At 67.7% G+C, this 17,369-nt stretch carries 18 protein-coding genes; 3 read left to right on the forward strand and 15 right to left on the reverse strand.

The window, feature by feature from the left end; translation table 11 throughout:
- Window positions 1–6: 6 nt before the first annotated feature.
- From catA to ACZ4TR_RS18735, 10 genes are all read right to left on the reverse strand, one after another.
- A complete protein-coding gene (catA, locus tag ACZ4TR_RS18690; protein ID WP_465288186.1) occupies window positions 7–849 on the reverse strand; it encodes a catechol 1,2-dioxygenase in 843 nt (280 codons plus the stop codon).
- Between the two features lie 29 nt (window positions 850–878).
- Window positions 879–1,979, reverse strand: coding sequence for a mandelate racemase/muconate lactonizing enzyme family protein (locus ACZ4TR_RS18695; RefSeq protein ID WP_465288187.1), 1,101 nt, complete (start codon window positions 1,977–1,979; stop codon window positions 879–881).
- Window positions 1,980–2,002: 23 nt separating this feature from the next.
- A complete protein-coding gene (locus ACZ4TR_RS18700) occupies window positions 2,003–3,055 on the reverse strand; it encodes a 2Fe-2S iron-sulfur cluster-binding protein (RefSeq protein WP_465288188.1) in 1,053 nt (350 codons plus the stop codon).
- Window positions 3,056–3,068: 13 nt separating this feature from the next.
- A complete protein-coding gene (locus ACZ4TR_RS18705) occupies window positions 3,069–3,389 on the reverse strand; it encodes a phenol hydroxylase subunit P4 (protein ID WP_465288189.1) in 321 nt (106 codons plus the stop codon).
- Between the two features lies 1 nt (window position 3,390).
- Window positions 3,391–4,917, reverse strand: coding sequence for a YHS domain-containing protein (locus ACZ4TR_RS18710; protein WP_465288190.1), 1,527 nt, complete (start codon window positions 4,915–4,917; stop codon window positions 3,391–3,393).
- A gap of 3 nt (window positions 4,918–4,920) precedes the next feature.
- Window positions 4,921–5,205 (reverse strand): MmoB/DmpM family protein, encoded by a 285-nt coding sequence (locus ACZ4TR_RS18715; protein ID WP_465288191.1) that lies wholly within the window; start codon window positions 5,203–5,205, stop codon window positions 4,921–4,923.
- Window positions 5,202–6,218, reverse strand: a complete 1,017-nt coding sequence (locus ACZ4TR_RS18720; RefSeq protein ID WP_465288192.1) for a ferritin family protein — start codon at window positions 6,216–6,218, stop codon at window positions 5,202–5,204. The genes ACZ4TR_RS18715 and ACZ4TR_RS18720 overlap by 4 nt, the downstream gene beginning before the upstream one ends.
- A gap of 15 nt (window positions 6,219–6,233) precedes the next feature.
- The gene (locus tag ACZ4TR_RS18725; protein ID WP_465288193.1) at window positions 6,234–6,632 is read right to left on the reverse strand and encodes a hypothetical protein; all 399 of its coding nucleotides are present in this window, start codon (window positions 6,630–6,632) and stop codon (window positions 6,234–6,236) included.
- A 112-nt stretch (window positions 6,633–6,744) separates the two neighbouring features.
- Window positions 6,745–7,638, reverse strand: a complete 894-nt coding sequence (locus tag ACZ4TR_RS18730; protein WP_465288194.1) for a LysR family transcriptional regulator — start codon at window positions 7,636–7,638, stop codon at window positions 6,745–6,747.
- A 5-nt stretch (window positions 7,639–7,643) separates the two neighbouring features.
- On the reverse strand, window positions 7,644–8,882 hold the full coding sequence (locus ACZ4TR_RS18735) for an NAD(P)/FAD-dependent oxidoreductase (protein WP_465288195.1): 1,239 nt from the start codon (window positions 8,880–8,882) through the stop codon (window positions 7,644–7,646).
- Between the two features lie 145 nt (window positions 8,883–9,027).
- On the opposite strand from ACZ4TR_RS18735, the gene ACZ4TR_RS18740 reads away from it, so the two are divergent.
- From ACZ4TR_RS18740 to pdxR, 3 genes are all read left to right on the forward strand, one after another.
- Window positions 9,028–9,861, forward strand: a complete 834-nt coding sequence (locus ACZ4TR_RS18740; protein ID WP_465288196.1) for a fumarylacetoacetate hydrolase family protein — start codon at window positions 9,028–9,030, stop codon at window positions 9,859–9,861.
- Window positions 9,862–9,923: 62 nt separating this feature from the next.
- Window positions 9,924–10,343 (forward strand): cupin domain-containing protein, encoded by a 420-nt coding sequence (locus ACZ4TR_RS18745; RefSeq protein WP_465288197.1) that lies wholly within the window; start codon window positions 9,924–9,926, stop codon window positions 10,341–10,343.
- Window positions 10,344–10,515: 172 nt separating this feature from the next.
- On the forward strand, window positions 10,516–11,946 hold the full coding sequence (gene pdxR, locus ACZ4TR_RS18750) for a MocR-like pyridoxine biosynthesis transcription factor PdxR (RefSeq protein ID WP_465288198.1): 1,431 nt from the start codon (window positions 10,516–10,518) through the stop codon (window positions 11,944–11,946).
- Here pdxR and ACZ4TR_RS18755 read toward each other — a convergent pair.
- The 5 genes from ACZ4TR_RS18755 to ACZ4TR_RS18775 all read right to left on the reverse strand — a co-directional run bounded on the left by ACZ4TR_RS18755 (window position 11,933) and on the right by ACZ4TR_RS18775 (window position 17,367).
- Window positions 11,933–12,784 carry an NAD-dependent epimerase/dehydratase family protein gene (locus tag ACZ4TR_RS18755; protein WP_465288199.1) on the reverse strand — a complete coding sequence of 284 codons (852 nt, stop codon included), beginning with the start codon at window positions 12,782–12,784 and terminating at the stop codon, window positions 11,933–11,935. The genes pdxR and ACZ4TR_RS18755 overlap by 14 nt on opposite strands.
- A 13-nt stretch (window positions 12,785–12,797) precedes the next feature.
- Window positions 12,798–13,211, reverse strand: a complete 414-nt coding sequence (locus tag ACZ4TR_RS18760; protein WP_465288200.1) for a cupin domain-containing protein — start codon at window positions 13,209–13,211, stop codon at window positions 12,798–12,800.
- A gap of 18 nt (window positions 13,212–13,229) precedes the next feature.
- The gene (locus ACZ4TR_RS18765; protein ID WP_465288201.1) at window positions 13,230–14,057 is read right to left on the reverse strand and encodes a polysaccharide deacetylase family protein; all 828 of its coding nucleotides are present in this window, start codon (window positions 14,055–14,057) and stop codon (window positions 13,230–13,232) included.
- Between the two features lie 629 nt (window positions 14,058–14,686).
- On the reverse strand, window positions 14,687–15,433 hold the full coding sequence (locus ACZ4TR_RS18770; protein WP_465288202.1) for a succinate dehydrogenase/fumarate reductase iron-sulfur subunit: 747 nt from the start codon (window positions 15,431–15,433) through the stop codon (window positions 14,687–14,689).
- Window positions 15,430–17,367, reverse strand: a complete 1,938-nt coding sequence (locus ACZ4TR_RS18775) for a fumarate reductase/succinate dehydrogenase flavoprotein subunit (protein WP_465288203.1) — start codon at window positions 17,365–17,367, stop codon at window positions 15,430–15,432. The genes ACZ4TR_RS18770 and ACZ4TR_RS18775 overlap by 4 nt, the downstream gene beginning before the upstream one ends.
- Window positions 17,368–17,369: the final 2 nt, after the last annotated feature.

A 17,369-nucleotide genomic window follows, 5' to 3' on the forward strand; every position in this document is an offset into this window, starting at 1 on the left:
CCGGCCTTAGACGGGGTCGAGCACGAAGTCGTAGCGGACCTGCTCGCCATCACCGTCGACCGGAGTCGGTTCCAGGATCAGTGCGTCCTTGACCGCGGACGCGATGTCGTCCTTGACGTGCTCGCCACCGTCGAAGTACAGCTGCGTGGTGATCAGCTGGTAGCCCGGCGCCGAGACCTTGACGTGCAGGTGGGCCGGTCGCCACGCGTGCCACCCGGCGGCGGAGATCAGCGCGCCGGTCGCGCCGTCCGTCGGGATCTGGTACGGCGCGGGGTGGAGGGTGTCGACGGCGTAGTTGCCCTCGGCGTCGGTGCTGAACCGCCCCCGGAGGTTCCACTCCGGGATGCCGGGGGCGAACTGCGAGTACAGGCCGGAGTCGTCAGCCTGCCAGAAGTCCACCTCGGCGCCGGCGATCGGCTGACCGCCGACTCCGCGGACCTGGCCGAAGAACTTCAGCCGCACGCCGGGCTCGTTCTCCCGCATCGGCAGCCGGCCCGCCGACCCGAGCTCGGGAGCGCCTTCGACGTAGTAGGGACCTTCGATGCTGCCCGCCGTCCCCTCCCGGCTCGCGTTGGCCAGGTCCTCCACCTCGTGCTCGAGGAACACGTCGAGGAACAACGGCCACTCGCCGTCCGCGCCGACCCGGATCATCCAGGCCTTGAACGCGTTGTACTCGTCGTAGGTGACCCCGTGCTTCCGGATGACCTCCCGCAGCGCGGCGAGCGCGTCGGACGCGATGGCATCGACGCGGGCCGGGTCGGTCGCGGCTCCTGACTTCGTGCGCTCCTGGAAGGTCTTGGTCGCCGACGCGCCCGAGTCCGCGGCAGTGGGGGATGCAACCTCGGTCATGACATTTCCTCTCTTCGTGGTGGCAGGCATCAGTCCTGGCGGTAGTGGGCGAGCTTGTCCTCGTCGAGCTGGATGCCGAGGCCATGACCTTCGAGGACCCGGAGCTCGCCGTGCTCGATCCGCAGGGGTTCGGCGAGCAGGTCATCGGCCATGTCCAGGAAGTTCGACAGCTCGCCCGCCCGCCGGGAGGACAGCTCGAACGCCGCACCGAACGTTGCGGCGCACAGGGAGCCGACCTGGCCGTCAATCTGGTTACCCATGACGACCTCGACGCCGAGCCCGGCACACTGGCTGAGCACTCGCTGCGAGTAGGTGAACCCGGTACGGGCCGTCTTGATGCTGATGCCGTGGGCGGCCCCCGCGAGGAGCTCACGGGTGACCTCACCGGGGCGGGTGGCGCTTTCGTCGGCGTAGAGGGGGATCCGGCTCTGGCGCGCGAGCCAGCGCCGGCCCAGCACATCGTCGGCGGGACACAGCTCCTCGGCGAACAGCAGACCGACGTCTTCGAGTGCCCGCAGCGCGGCAGCGGACTCGGACGCCGTCCACCCGCGGTTGCCGTCGATGTAGAGCTCGACGCCGTCACCGAGCGCGGCACGCAGCGCCCGGCACACGTCGACGTCGAGCTGGAAGGGCCGGCGCCCGACCTTCACCTTGAACGTCGTGATGCCGTACGTTTCCCGAATCCGCTCCGCCTCGTCGACCATCTCCCCCGGCTGCGCGAACCCCACCATGTGGCTCACGCGCATCCGGTCGGTGTAACCGCCGAGCAGCTCCGTCACCGACACGCCGAGGCCCTGCCCGATGAGGTCCCACAGGGCCATGTCGACCGCGCTCTTCGCGACCGGGTTGCCGACCGTCCGGTCGAGCTTGGCGTGTACTGCCTCCCTGGCGAGCGGCGACATCCCGGTCAGCTGCGGAGCGAAGATCGTCTCGATCACCGCTTTGATCGAGCTCTGGGTCTCCCCATAGGTGAACGGCCGTGGCGGCGCCTCGGCGGTGCCGACCAGTCCCGTGTCGGTGTGGACTCGCACGAGAATGTGCTCGGCCACGTCGACCTCGCCGCTCGCGAACCGCATCGGTTTGCGATAGGGAATGGCGAAGGGGATGGCTTCGACTCTGGTGACTTTCACTGATGACCTCTCTTGCTGCCGGATCAGCGCCGGATCAGGGGGCTGCGCACCACGTTGGCGCCCGCGGCGCGGTCGGCGGAGTCGAAGAAGTCCTCCCGGTAGATGTCACGGGGGAACAGCCGGGACTTCATCAGAGCCTTCATCGTGTCCTGGACCATGGCCGGGCTGCCGCAGATGTAGGCGACGTGGCCGCCGGCCCGGGGATAGTCCTCGGCGAGCAGCGCGGGGACGCGCCCCGACCGGCCTTCCCACTGCTCCTTCGACAGGGCCGGCCGGTAGGTGAACCAGTCGTTGCTCGCGGCCAGACCCTCGAAGAACTCACGGTCGTAGAGGTCGGCTTTCGTGCCCACGCCGTGGTAGAGGGTGACCTGGTGCTCGCCGCCGTTCTCGGCGATGTGCTTGATCATCGATTTGAGCGGAGCGAGACCCGTGCCCGAGCCCAAGAGGAGGACCGGCTGCGTGCGCATCGGCCGGAACGAGAACCGCCCGTACGGCCCGGACAGCGTGACCTCGTCGCCGGGGCTCAACGTCGAGAACACCCACCGGTCGGTGGCGACACCATTCTCCGACCGCTTCAGGTGCAGCTCGATCCGGCTGCCGTCGGCCGGGGTGCTCGCGATCGAGTACGGCCGCTGGTGTCCACCCGGCACGTCGAGCAGGACGTACTGTCCGGGGTTGAACGACAGCGGCTCGTCGAGCGCGAGGACCAGGCGCCGGACATCGGGTGCAACGTCCTCGAGGGTGTCCACCCGGCCGCGGAAGTCGCGCACCGGGTGGACACCGACACCCTCGTCCATGTCGACCTCGCCCTCGACCACCACGTCGCTGCGCGGTTGGGCCACGCAGATCAGGGCCGCGCCCTCGTCCCGCTCGCTCTCCAGCAGCGCATAGGGCGAGGCGTCGCCGAGGTCGACTTCGCCGTCGAGGATCTGGGCCTTGCAGGTGCCGCACGTGCCGTGGGTGCACGCGTGCGGCAGCCAGATGCCTTCCCGCAGGCAGGCGTCGAGCACCGTCTGGTCCTCACGGCACGGGACGTCGACGCCGAGCGGTTCGACGCGGATGGTGTGGGTCGTCACGAAGCGTCTCCGTTCAGGCGGTGAACTTCAGCAGCGTCTTGTGGCCGATGCCGAGTTCGGACAGCGACTTGTCGCCGGGTTCGCCCAGGGGCTGCCCGTCGACCTGCCAGTCGCGCACGGCCTCCGGCTCGAAGTCCGGGTCCGACGAAGCCCACGGCCCGACGATGTTCTGCACGAACTCCGGGAAGGACGTCGCCTTCGGAACGCGGAAGCAGGCGGCCGAACAAAACAGCGGGTTGCCTTCCCAATGCACGTAGACGAGTTGGTCTTCGCCGAAGAGCTCGGCGCGGTCGGATGAGGGGAATTCGTAGTCGTAGAGTGCCTTCACAGCCATGTCAGACTCCCTGTTCCACGCCGCCGTTGTGCCAGTCTGCCCACGACTTCTGGTCAGGTGAGCCCTTGTACTCGCCGTTGTCGCCATCCTGGATCCCGTACCACTCCAGAACCTCCGGGACCGACGGGCCACCGCAGTTGCCCTGGTAGATCTGGTGCACGGGCAGCCATGCCTGCACGTACTTCTCGGGCTCCCGCTCGAAGATCCACTGGCACCCGTCGCTGCAGGTGTGGAACTTCTCACCGCGGAACTCGCTGACGCGGAAGGAGATCTTTCCCGGGTCGTCCTTCTCGGTGAACGCCATCGGGACCTGGCAGATCTGGCACAGCTGCGGCAGGCCCTGGAAGAACGTCCGGCCGCCGCCGGCCTCGATCCGGTGGTGCTTTTCCCAGACCGGCCGGTAGTGCTGGTCGAAGGTTTCCGGGTACTGCTCGGAGAGCCAGCGCATGTGGGACTCGCTCGGCGCCTGCGTGGTGAAGGACGCCGCGAAGGAGAAGTTGTGGAGGACCTTGTAGACCTCGTGCGAGAGCTTGTCCTTCTCGGCGATGGCGTCCTGAACGTGCTTGGGGGGACGGATGCCGTAGAACTCCAGGTCCGGGAAGAGCCCGCCCAGCATCTGGTCCTCGAAGTAGAGCTCGAACGCTTCCTTCCAGCTCATCACCGGCTTGGGCAGCATGTAGTCCATCATCCCGGCGACCAGTGCGGACATCCGGTATGCGCGCCAGAACCACTTGTCGATCCATTCCTGGATGATCGGCACGTTGCCTTCGTCCTGCTCCAGCAGGAACTTGATGGCCTCCAGGCCGAGCGTCATGTGCCGGCTTTCGTCGGACTGGGCCGAGAACCCGAACGACATCGTCGGCATGTCGCCGTTGAAGCTGGCACCGCTCATGAACGGGACGAAGAGCAGATTGGTGAGCAGGTACTCGAAGCTGAACGAGATCGAGATGAGGAACTCGAACGGGCCCGCCGTGATCGCGTCGTCGAACAGCGACTTGGGCACCGACAGGTACCAGACCCGGTCGTGCATCTTCGACCAGCTGTGGAACCCGCCGTAGTACTTGTTGTAGTTGCTGATCGTGTGGATCTGCGTCTGGCAGTGCCGGAGCTCGTCCACGCTCTGGCACAGCGCGGCGAAGCGCGGAGCCGGGCCTTCGAGGAAGCGCGCGAGGTAGGCGAAGTGCCGGTGCGCGGCGTACTCCAGCGGGGTCACTCCCTGGATGAACAGCCGAATGGCGTTGAGGTAGCTCGCGTCGGCAAGCCCCAGGTGACCCTGGCTTTGGGCGAAACCGTCCATCACGGCATAGAGCCGCTTGTCCTTTTCGGCCTGGTACTTGTAGTAGGCGTCCACCGTGAGCCGGAACGGGTCTTCCCAGCCGTCCCAGTCGTGGACCTTGATGCCCTCGTAGCTGGTGTGCGGGAAGAGCTCATCCTTCGTGACGTAGCTCGGTTCCCAGTCCAGGTCACGGGTGAGCAGCGAGTAGCGTTCCTTGAGCGGCAGCTTGCGGCGCGGTGCAGTCTGAGTCATTTCCTAGTGCTCCCACTTCACGATGATCCGGTCGTCGTCCCATTCCGAGAGGTTCCCGGCGAAGGACACGATGGCCAGCTGGAACTCGCCGGTCTCCCATTCCCGGCCGAGCTCCCGCTCGACGGTCTCGCGGTTGATGACGATCTGTCCGGCGGCCTGGATCTTGACCAGTCCCGGCAGGTGCCGGACGGTCAGCTCCGGGTTGTCCGATCGGATGGCCGCGACGAGGGCCCGGTTCTCCTCGGACTCCTGGATGTCGATGCCGACTTGGCGCAGGGTCTGGCTCACGCCGCACCTCCAGTGACCTGGGCCCAGCGCTGCTCGGCCGCGGTGGTCGTCCGGGCGAGTGCGGCGACCGTGCCGGCCTTCGGCAGCTGGTTGTCCACCACGCGGGCCAGCTCGGTGGCGGCTTCGTGGGCGAGCGGGTTCCAGGTGCCCACGATGCGAGCGAGGTGCTCACGGTTCGCCTCGCCGTACTGCTCGTCGCTCGCCCACGCCGAGATCAGCGCGTCGAGCCACTTCCGCTGGTCCTTGAACCAAGTGTGGAAGTACTGGGTGAAGAGGCTGTACGCGCCGGCGCCACCGGCGAGCGCGACCTCGTCCAGCTCCCGGTAAAGCACCGGGTACACCAGCGAGTCGACGAGATCGACCGCGACCAGTCCCTCGGCCCAGTCCGCCGTCACCATCGCTTCTTCGGTGAACCGGCGCAGGGGCTGCAGCGGATCGCTTTCCAGCCACTCCCGTTTCGCGACCTGCAGCAGGTCAACGGTTCCCGCCGACAGGGCGATCCCGACTCGCGAGAGCATCTGCGCGTTGCCGATGCGGTCGAACGCGGCGAAGGTGCAGCACTGCTCAAGCGAGGTTCCGTAGGCGAACCGCGCCCCGCCCACGCTCACCATCTGCGCGCCCGATTCGAAGTGCCGCAACGGCAGGACCACCGACGACAGCACCGTGCGCCACGCCGACGGAAGCTTTGCGAGCAGCTCACGCTCTTCGAGGTAGCCCAGCTGCTTGGTGAACTCGTCGTGGAGCGCCGCGCGGTTGGTGACGTACGGCGTGTAGTAGAACTGCCGCGGGTCGGTGTAGCTGTAGGGATCGCTCAGCTTCAGAACGCTGTAGTCGGCGTCGTAGATCTCGCGGGTCGGGTCCCAGGTGGGCCGATAGTGGAAGTTCTCCCTCGGCTGGACATCGAGGGTGGCTTCCAGGTACCGGCTGGCCGGCTGGTCCCCCAGCCGGTCGATCACGTTCTGGTAGGTCTGCCGCTTCGGCTCGATGACCTGATAGCGGAGTTCGTATTGCATGTTCCCTCTTCCGGGTCAGTGGTGCGCAGGAGCAGTCAGCAGGCTCAGCAGGAGCGCCCGGAGTTCTTCTTCGCCGGCCAGCCGCTTCGGCTCGGGATCGAGCCGGTCGCCGATCATCAGCTGGGCGACGCCCTCGCGCCCGGCGATCGCGGTCCGGATGCGCGCGCGACGATCTTCGAAGCCGACAGTGAATGCGAGCTCGCCGTCGCCGCTGTCGTCGACGAGGCTGAAGACCTCACCCCGCTCGCGGAGGATCGCGTTCGCCTCGGAGACCATCTGCTCGGCGAGGGAACGGATGATGACCTGTTCGTCGGTGGCTTCGGCCACCGAACGTGCGGTGGCCGGCTCTGTGGTCGGCTCGGGAGCTTCCTCCCCGTCCAGCAACGACTGGACCTCGAGCATGAACGGGGTCACGGCTCCTCCTTGAGTCCGGGAACGAGTGAATTCACTGTTCATCGATTCAAGCCGACGGATTGCGAATGCGGAAATACCGGGATCGGCAGAATCGATACGCGAGACGTATGAGTCAGCGGGGCCCGCCGACGAGCGAGTGAGTACGCGAGAGGACCTTCGCGACGTGCGGTGAAGAATCCCCCCCGCGCACTGCCACGGCCAACTCGACCTCACGGGTCGTGCCGGCCAGCGGCCGGTACTGGGCCCCGGTGATCTGCAAGTGCTGCACGGACGCCGGCACGAGCGCGACACCCAGGCCCGCCGCCACGAAGGAAACGAGCGTGGCGGTCTCGCCCACCTCCTGCACCGCCGAGGGCACGAAGCCGGCGTGCTGGCAGGCGTCGAACACGGCGTCGTACACGACGGACCGATGCTGGGAGGGATAGCAGACGAACGGCTCGTCGCGGAGGTCCGCGAGCCGGACCGTGGCGTGCTGGGCCAGGGGGTGCCGCGCCGGCAGAGCCGCGATCAGCGGCTCGCGGCGCAGCACCCGAACCACCAGCCCCGGTTCGCGGACCGGTGGCCGAAGGAAACCGATGTCGAGAGTTTCCTCCACCAGCATCCCGACCTGGAGCGGGGTGAGCATCTCGCCCTTCAGGTCCAGCTCGATACCCGGCAGCTCTTCGCGCAGCACCCTGGCCAGGGACGGCAGCAGCTCGTAGGTGGCCGAACCGGTGAACCCGATCGCCACCCGGCCGACGTCTCCGTTCGCGATCCGGCCGGCCTCGACCCCGGCCGCCTCCACCGAGGCGAGGACGGCACGGGCACGTTCGAGGTACTGCCGGCCCGCCGGGGTGAGCTGCACCCGGCGGGTGGTGCGGATCAGCAGCTCGACGCCGAGTTCGGTCTCCAGCTGCTTGATCTGGTGGGACAGAGGAGGCTGCGCCATGTGGAGCCGATCCGCCGCCCGCCCGAAGTGGCACTCCTCGGCGACGGCGACGAAGTACCGCAGATGCCGCAGCTCCATCGAACTCAGGCCGATGAGCTCGCGAGCTGCTCTTCCGGGTGATACTCCGGGAACTCCGCCTTGGGACCCGCCTGGTTCAGCAGTTCCACCGGGTCGTCGACCGGCGGGTAGATCCACTCCGTGTTGATGGTGTGCTTGAGGTGCTTGGCCTGCTTCTCGGTCATCTGCACCTCCCGGTCCCAGCCGGAGGTCACCACAGCGCCCGCCGGCCCGAGCGCGAGGCAGGTGACGTACGGCGCCGGCTGGAACGTGACGAGCTGCTCGCCGAGGAGGTCCGCCGCCACGTTGTGCCCGGCGAACTTGCCCTGCGGGAGTGCGTGCTGGCAGCTCTGCATGACGACGCGACCTTCGGCGGGCGAAACGGCCGCCGCCGTGTCTCCGGCCGCATACACCTCCGGGAGGCCACGCACCCGGAGGTACTCGTCGACATCCAGCCGGCCGAGCCGGTCCCGCTGCCCGGGGATCGCCGACGTGAGCGGGCTGGCCGTCATGCCCGCCGTCCAAACAACGGTCGCTGCGGGGAGGACCATGCCGTCCGAAAGGCGGACCTGGTCACGGGCGACCTCCTCGACGCTGACGCCGAGCCGTACCTCGACTCCAAGGTCGGCAAGGGCCTTCTCGATCGCGGGTCGGGGTCCTTCGCCGAGTTCGGGGCCGACGGCGTCCAGCCGCTCGACGAGCACAACCCGGATCTGCTCCCGGGGCGCGAGCTCCTCGAGACGGCCCACGAGCTCAGTCGCGATCTCGAGGCCGGTGAATCCCGCCCCGACCACCACCGCGGTGTACCGGCCGCGTTCGTCCGCCCGTTCCGGCAAGCGGCGCAGGTGAGCTTCCAGCGTAGCCGCACCGGTCATCGTGTCGATGTCGAACAGATGCTCCGCCCCTGGGAACGTCGGGCGGACGACCTGGCTGCCCGACGCGAGCACCAGCCGGTCGTAGGTGATCCGGTCCGTCGTGCCGTCGCGGCGGACCGCGGTGACGGAACGGGAGGCCGTGTCGATGCCGGTTACCGTCCCCGCGACGCGGCGGACTCCGATGGGCCCCAGCACGCGATCGAGCGGCACCCGCATCCGGTCCGGATCCGCTTCGTAGAGCCGCGGCCGGATGACCATGTCATCACCTGCGCTGATCACGGTGATCTGCAGGTCTTGTTCGGTCAGTCCTCGCTCCTGGCGCAGCTTCGCTGCGCTGGCGGCACTCCACACTCCGGCGAACCCGCCACCGATAATCAGGATATTTGACATCCAGGTTCTCCTTCCAGGTCGGCCCTGGATTCACGGCCGACGAGCTGGAACACTATGAACCTGGATATTTGATGTCAAGGTTTACGAGTCGTCCGACAAGGTGACAGAAGCCTGAATCGATCAGGCTCACAGAAGAGAGCGTGCCATGAAGTTGACTACGATCCGCATCGGGACCAGCACGCGTGCGGCTCGCGTCGAGCCCGACGGGACGCTCGTCCAGCTGGCCTCGCCGGACGTGGGCGCGTTGATCAGGCTCCCCCAGTGGCGCGCCGTCGCGAACTCACTCGGCGAAGCTCGCCATGAGGCCATGCTCAGCGATCGAGCCCCCGTCATTTCCAGGCCGAGGAGGGTAGTTCGCGTCGACTTCGGACCTTGCGGGGTAGCAACTTCCACCACGCGCCGGAACACGCTCATCGGCCCCAAGGACGACATCGTCCTCACGTCCGGATCGACTGCGGCCGGGTGGAACGCGCGGCTCGCCGTAGTGATCGGAACTCGACCACGGTCGGCCACGCAAGCCGAGGCCGAAGCGGCGATCGCCGGTTTCTCACTGCTGACCGATGTCAACGCGCACACCCCGTGCAGCACCCGCGGCGACTCACGGTGGAGGGTGTCCTCGTTCGGACCGACGCTCGTAACGCCGGACGAATTGCCCGGAGGTCTCCGGCCGCAAGTGTCACTGCGGAGCTACCTCGAAGGCCACCTGGTCCGGAACGCCAGCGTGGCCGCCGTGCCCTTCGATCCGGTCACCGCCGTCCGGCACGTCTCAGAGCTCGTACAGCTCGAACCGGGGGACGTCGTCGCGCTCGCGACCGGAGGTGAGACATGCCGGGAGGGAGGTTCGACGGAACCCCACGACGGTTCCGTACTGGAGGTCGAAGTCGACGGCATCGGATTCCAGGAGAACGCGATCCGACTCCGGACCGCACTCGTGCCCAAAGCTCGGCACCGGAGTCCGTCGGGCCGAGCGGGCAGGTGATCCACGAGTGAATCTGGATGGCAGATATCCACAATACAGCGGCAACGGGGTAGCCTCTGCTGATGATTCTCAAACCGGGTACAGGTAACAGCTACGAGAACCTGCTCACCCAGACGCCGCCGTTCGTGCCGGAAGGCGCCCACTTCATGGTGGGGGTCGTCACCGTGCCACCCGGTGATCCCGGCGCAGGCCCGCACCGCCATTCAGGACCCGTGTTCGGTTACGTGCTCGAAGGGGAGATCCTCTTCGAGCTCGAAGGGGAGAAGCCTTACCCGATCAAGGCCGGTGAAGCGTTCTGGGAGCCCGGCGGCGAAGTCGTGCACTACCAGGCGGGCAACTTGCGAGAGGACATCGCGAGCAAGTTCGTCGTGTGCATGGTCTGCGCACCCGAAGTCCCCATGCTGACGTTCCTCGAGGAAAACGAAATCCGCGAGCGGGACCACCTCCGCCACCCATCCGCCCGCCAGGCGACTTCGGACTGAGTCGCCACCGCGACGCCCAGTCTCCTGCTGTCTCCGGTTCGCCGCTGGCCGGAGACAGCAGGACCCGGTGTCACAGCACCCGATTGGCTGGCACCGGGGGCGGAAAGTACAGCGGCGGGGAGAATGACCTCCACGCCGAGGGTGCCATTGATCCGTCCGGAAAAGGAAAGCCGTGGAAGACGACCTGCGCAACAGCCCACTGGGTATCGACCTCCACATCGACGTCGGCGTCGGCGGCGAGTCGCGGGCGCGGTCGATCGAGAACGCGCTGCGGCAGGCGATTTCCTCTGGTCGGCTGCCCGTCGGAATGCGCCTGCCCAGCACCCGAGCTCTTGCCGACGACCTCGGAATCGCACGGGGGACGGTCGTCGCGGCATACGCACAGCTGTCCGCCGAAGGGTGGCTGGTCAGTGCGACCGGTTCCGGCACCCGGGTCGCGGATGTCCACCTTCCGCCCTCGGGATCCTTCTCACAGCCGACTGCGCCACCGACGCAGACGCGCGGCGTCATAGACCTTCGGCCCGGCCGGCCAGATCTGAGTCTCTTTCCGCACACTCTGTGGTCTGCCAGCATCAAACGAGCCTTGGCGACCGCGGGAGTCGGCAGCATGGACTACGGGGACCCTGCCGGTTTGCAGGCGCTCCGCGAGGCTGTTGCCACCTACGTCGCCCGGGCGCGAGGCGTGCATGCCAGAGCCGAAGCTGTGATCGTCACCAGCGGCTTCAGTCATGCCCTCGCCGTGGTGTCTCGCGCGCTACGCGACGCCGGAGTCACGATGATCGCCTCCGAGGAACCCGGCCTGGTCCACCACCGGCGAATCATCAACGGTGCCGGCCTGCGAACTGCTCCGCTACGAGTCGGATCAGGCGGCGCCGACCCGCGAGGAATCCCGGCGGAGGCCGGCGCCGTCCTCCTGACCCCGGCCCATCAGCACCCACGCGGTGTCGTGTTGAGCAGTGAGGCGCGTCGGGAGTTTCTTGAATGGGCAATCGCCCACGACGGGTTCGTCATCGAAGACGACTACGACGGTGAGTTCCGTTACGACAAACAGCCGGTCGGTGCGATGCAGGCTCTCGACCCCGATCGGGTGATCTTCGCAGGGAGCACCAGCAAAGCACTGGCGCCCGGGCTGCGGATCGGCTGGCTGGTCCTGCCCGAACGACTCCGCATCCCCGTGGTGGATGCGCTCACGATCACCGGTGCCACGGTCGGTGCACCGGACCAGCTGGCCGTCGCCGACCTGCTCGACCGCGGAGACTACGACCGGCACGTTCGACGGGCGCGTCTGGCGTACCAGAAACGCCGGGTCGAATTGGCCGAACGGCTCACCGACGTCACGGCGGTGCCGCTGGACGGTGTCCCGGCCGGGCTGCACGCACTTCTCCCCCTGGCGTCACGGCAGGAGGAGAAGCGCTTGGTCGACGCTGGCCTCGCGGCCGGAATCCACCTCATGGGCGTGCACACCGGCGGCTACTGGCACTCCGCCGAACACGGGAAACCGGGACTCATCGTCGGGTACGCCACCCCACCGCAGCACTCGTGGCGCCCGGCTCTCGACGCGCTCACCCGAGTGCTTCACGGCGCGGCCATCACGCCTTGGTGAACCCTTCCCGCCACGACGGGTAACCGGGAACCCAATCGAGCTCCTTGCGCGCGTAGCCGTTGTCGGCGCCGCGCGCCCACCCCGTTCGCTCGCCCTCGGCACGTGCAGGCTCCGGCGCTCCGACCGCGGCGGAGAACACCGGGACCCAGTCGTGTCCGGGCGCCGGCTCGTCGTCGCACACGTTGACCGGTCCCGACGGCCAGCCCAGTGCGGCCACGGCGGCTGAGGCAGCGTCGTCGACGTGGACGAAACTGGACACGTCGGCGTTGGCCGGCAGGTGGCCCGACTGGGCCAGCTGCGCCATCAGTGCGCCTTGCTCATACCAGGTACCTGGCCCGTAGAGCGTGCCGTAGCGCAGGACCACCCACTCAGGCAGCTCGGCAACGGCCGTCTCCAGGGACGCGATGCCTCCGACTGTCGCCACCCGGTCCGCTGCGCCTTGCAGGTCGAGCGGTGTCTCTTCGACGGCCGGCCCGTCGCCGGGCTCGTAGGCCCACGCGATGCTCTGGGCGATGATCCGTCGCACACCGGCTGCCTTCGCCGCATCCACCAGGTTCCGGGTACCGACCACGCGCACCTTCGCGTTGGCCGAACGGTCTCCGGAACCGAGGTCGGTCAACTGGTGCATCACCACGTCCGGCCGGACACCGGCCACCGCTCGGGCGAGGCCATCAGCATCGTAGACATCACCGACGACGGCATCGGCGCCGAGGGACTCGATCTTTCCTGCCGAGTCCTTGTCACGCGTCAGCCCGACTACTTCGTGGCCCTGGTCGAGGAGCTTCGGCACCACCCGGCGGCCGATCGCGCCCGACGCGCCGGCGAGGAAGATCCGCATCGTCTTCTCCTGTTCAGTTCTGCGCGTCCGGCCGCGGCGCTCGCCGGTCAGCACGTTCTGCCATCTCCGCGGGGCTGACGAAGGTCAGCATGTCCTTCCCCGGGGCACAGATCATCACCACGACGAACCGGCTCCAGGAGTCGGGCAGGTTGTTCGCCGCCTGGTAGTGGATCACATCGCCGCCCGGCTCCCAGAAAGCTTCCCCGGCCTTCACCACGCGCTCGGGTTCACCCTCCAGCTCGAAAAGCATCTCGCCCTCGAGCATGTAGCCGAAGACGGGACCGGAGTGCCGGTGCGGCGGGGTGCCCGAGTCACCGGGCGGGAGCTCGATCGTCGCGGTCATCACGTGCGAGCCCGCCGGGATCTCCGGCGTCTGCGAAGCGAGCATCGAGAGCACGGAGTTGGTCTTGGGTTGTGTTTCGGTCATGTCTTCACGCTAGGTAAGTCAGCGGGTGAGGGGGTAGTCCACTTTCCGGCCATCCCGGTGGACCGATTCTTCCGGCAGATCGGACCATGCACGGTGGATCTCGGACAGAGTCGCGCACCAGACGTCGCCGAAGCCTCGAAGGTAGCGCAGGAAATCCTCGAGCGCAGCCATGTGGTGTGCCCGGCCGATCACCTGCGGATGCACCGTGATCGTGTAGACGCTGTCCTGGACGCGGAGATGCGCGTAGTCGAAGATCTCCCGCCACCGCCCGAACGCGCCACGGTGGTCTGCTATGCACGACCAGTCGTCCAGGTAGGGCGAGACGGGAATCTCCAGCACGCCAGAGGCGTCGCCGCTCGGACGGTAAGGCTCGAACTCCGTCCCGTCCAAGGAGCTGTCCCAGGCGAACCCCGATTCGCTGAGAATTCCCAGCGTCTCATCGGTGAACGTCCTCGCCGGCGCACGGAAACCGGATGGAGCACGGCCGACCACCCGATCGTGGTTGCGTAGCCAGATGTCCATGAGTTCCCGCTCATGCTTCGGATCCGGCATGGCCGCCTCGTGGTTGCAGCCGTGCAGGGCAACCTCGTGCCCGTCGTCAAGAACCTCGTCGACGAGGCCGGGAAAGGCGATGAGGTCATGGTCGGACGTCGACCAAGTCGTGAGGATGTCGAGGTCCCGGAAGAGCGTGAGCAAGCGAGGTATTCCGACCTCGACGGCGAAGCGGCGGGTGGACGACGCATGAGGCCCGGCTCCTGCGATGGTTCCAGGCCGCAGCGCGTCGGTGTCGAAGTCGACCGAGACGGCGACCGCGGTCCGCATGCCGGTCGGCAGGTGCACAGCCATGGCAATCCCCTTCCAGACGGACGAGATCCGCTTTCGGCCGGGAATCACACTAAACGTGCCGGGGACGACGATCTTGATCCATTTTCGGGCTGCTGGGCTGGACCAGTTCGACGGTCGAGCACGAGAGGCGTTCAGGTCGGGCGAAGTGGCCCACTGAATCTACAGTGGACTGGACCAGATTCGCGGTGAGGAGCTCCGGTACCGTTCGTCGAGCGCGCTGATGAAGAACCGCACAATAGTCCGGCGGCTCGTCCTCTCCGGGGCGCGCTCGGCTTCCTTCGGCGCCGGAGAGGTCCCGCGCCGGTGGGTGGTGAACCCCCAGCACCGCCCACCGGCCCGCGGCGTCGGCCGCGGAGGCTGGGCGCGGCGCCCAGGTCCCCACCGGGCGCCACGCCGCTTCCCCTGGACGCGCTCCCCAGCGCGTCCGTCACCTGCGGTACCCGGTTCCCCGCCGAGAACCACAGTCGCCCGTCGTGCGTGCCAGGCCCCGAACCTCGATCACGCGTGTCGCCGGACTTTCGCGACGAACCCTCCGCCGCTGGTTCCCAGTCAATCAGGGAGCCTTCCTCCGTTCGTGCGCCACCGGCACAGAGAGCTGCGGATCGCCTGAGCCGGCGCCCCAACGAACCTCAGCGACGTCCGGAACGAGCGGCTTTCAGGTATTCGCCGTTGAGCGTGGCGATACTCGCGAAGGGGATGCCCTTCGGGCATGATGCGACGCACTCGCCGGTGTTGGTACAGCCGCCGAACCCTTCGGCGTCCATCGTGTCGACCATGTCGAGCACCCGTTGAGCGCGTTCCGGCTGTCCCTGCGGCAACAGGGACAGGTGGGTCACCTTGGCCGCGGTGAAGAGCATCGCCGAGCCGTTCGGGCAGGCCGCCACGCAGGCGCCGCAGCCGATGCACGTCGCGTTGTCGAACGCCAGGTCCGCGTCCGGCTTCGGCACGGGTGTGGCGTGGGCGTCGGGAGCACTGCCGGTAGGGGCGCTGACGTAACCGCCGGCCTGGACGATCCGGTCCAGCGCCGAGCGGTCGACCACCAGGTCCTTGACGACCGGGAACCCCTTGGCCCGCCATGGTTCGACGTCGATGACTTGACTATCGGTGAACGAGCGCATGTGCAGCTGGCACGAGGTCGTGCGCTCCGGCCCATGCGCCTGCCCGTTGATCACCACGCCGCAGGATCCGCAGATGCCCTCGCGGCAGTCGTGATCGAAGGCGACTGGCTCTTCGCCGTTCCCGATGAGCTGCTGGTTCAGCACGTCCAGCATTTCGAGGAAGGACATGTCCGGACTGACGTCGTCGACCGGGTAGGAGACGAGCCGGCCTTCGGCCGCCGGACCGGCTTGGCGCCAGATGCGAACGGTGATTTTCACTTGTAGCTCCGCTGGGTCGGGTGGACGTGATCGAAGGCGAGGTCTTCGCGGTGCAGCACCGGCACGCCGTCCGGCCCGCCGTACTCCCACGCCGCAACGTACGAGAAGTTCTCGTCGTCGCGTTGTGCCTCACCTTCGGAGGTCTGGTACTCCTCGCGGAAGTGCCCTCCGCAGGACTCTTCGCGAGCGAGCGCGTCGATCAGGAGAAGCTCGGCGAGCTCCAGGAAGTCGGCCACTCGGCCCGCCTTTTCCAGCTCCTGGTTCAGATCGTCGCCGGTTCCGGGGATGCGAACGTCGCGCCAGAATTCCGCGCGTAGCCCGGGAACGCGGTCCAGCGCCTTGCGTAGACCTTCGCGACTCCGGGACATCCCGCAGTGGTCCCACATCAACAGCCCAAGCTCGCGGTGGAAGGAGTCCACGCTTCGCGTTCCCTTGACCGCCAACAGCCGGTCGATGCGGTCTCGCACGGCGTTCTCGGTGTGAGCGACGGCGGGGTTTTCGGCCGAGACCCCGTCGAGGCCACCCTGGCCGAGGTAGTCGTTGAGGGTCGCCGGTAGTACGAAGTAGCCGTCCGCGAGGCCCTGCATCAACGCCGACGCGCCGAGCCGGTTGGCGCCGTGGTCAGAGAAGTTGGCCTCTCCGATGACGAACAGCCCGGGGACGGTGCTCTGCAGGTCGTAGTCCACCCACAGACCACCCATGGTGTAGTGGATCGCGGGATAGATGCGCATCGGCACCTCGTACGGGTTCTCCGCCGTGATCCGCTCGTACATGTCGAAGAGGTTCCCGTACTTGGCCTCCACGGCGCTGCGACCCATCCGAGCGATCGCGTCGGCGAAGTCCAGGTAGACACCTAGGCCTCCCGGCCCGACGCCGTATCCCGCATCGCATTGATTCTTCGCCGCGCGCGACGCGATGTCGCGTGGCACCAGGTTGCCGAAGCTCGGGTAGAGCCGCTCGAGGTAGTAGTCGCGCTCGTCCTCGGGGATCTCTTCCGGTGGCCGGGTGTCGCCCTTCACCTTCGGCACCCAGATGCGGCCGTCGTTGCGCAGCGACTCGCTCATCAGCGTCAGCTTCGACTGGTGCTCCCCCGACCGCGGGATGCACGTCGGGTGGATCTGGGTGAAGCACGGGTTCGCGAAGTAGGCACCGCGCTTGTGGGCCCGCCAGATCGCGGTCGCGTTCGACCCCTTGGCGTTGGTGGACAGGTAGAAGACGTTGCCGTAGCCGCCGGTCGCGAGCACGACGGCGTCCGCGAGGTGCGTCTCGATCTCCCCGGTCACCAGGTCCCGCGCGACGATGCCGCGCGCCCGGCCGTCGACGACGACCAGGTCGAGCATCTCCGTCCGCGGGTGCAGCTCGACGTTCCCGGCGTCGATCTGCCGGGACAACGCCTGGTAGGCGCCGATCAGCAGCTGCTGCCCGGTCTGGCCGCGGGCGTAGAACGTCCGCTGCACCTGCACGCCCCCGAACGACCGCGTGTCGAGCAGGCCGCCGTACTCCCGCGCGAACGGCACGCCCTGGGCGACGGCCTGGTCGATGATCTGCGCCGAGACCTGGGCCAGCCGGTACACATTGGACTCCCGAGACCGGAAGTCGCCGCCCTTCACCGTGTCGTAGAAGAGGCGGTACACGGAGTCACCGTCGTTGCGGTAGTTCTTCGCCGCGTTGATGCCGCCCTGCGCGGCCACCGAGTGCGCCCGCCGCGGCGAGTCCTGGAAGCAGAACTGCACCACGTGGTAGCCCTGCTCGGCCAGCGTCGCCCCGGCCGACCCGCCGGCCAGCCCGGTGCCCACCACGATCACGCGGTGCTTGCGCCGGTTCGCCGGGTTCACCAGCTTCGCGGTGAACTTCCGTTCGTCCCACCGGTTCTCCAGCGGAACCGCCGGTGCTTTGGTGTCGGCGATCGGGTCGCCGGTCACGTAGTCGGCCATGG

Source organism: Amycolatopsis sp. NPDC028719 (genome assembly GCF_055565395.1).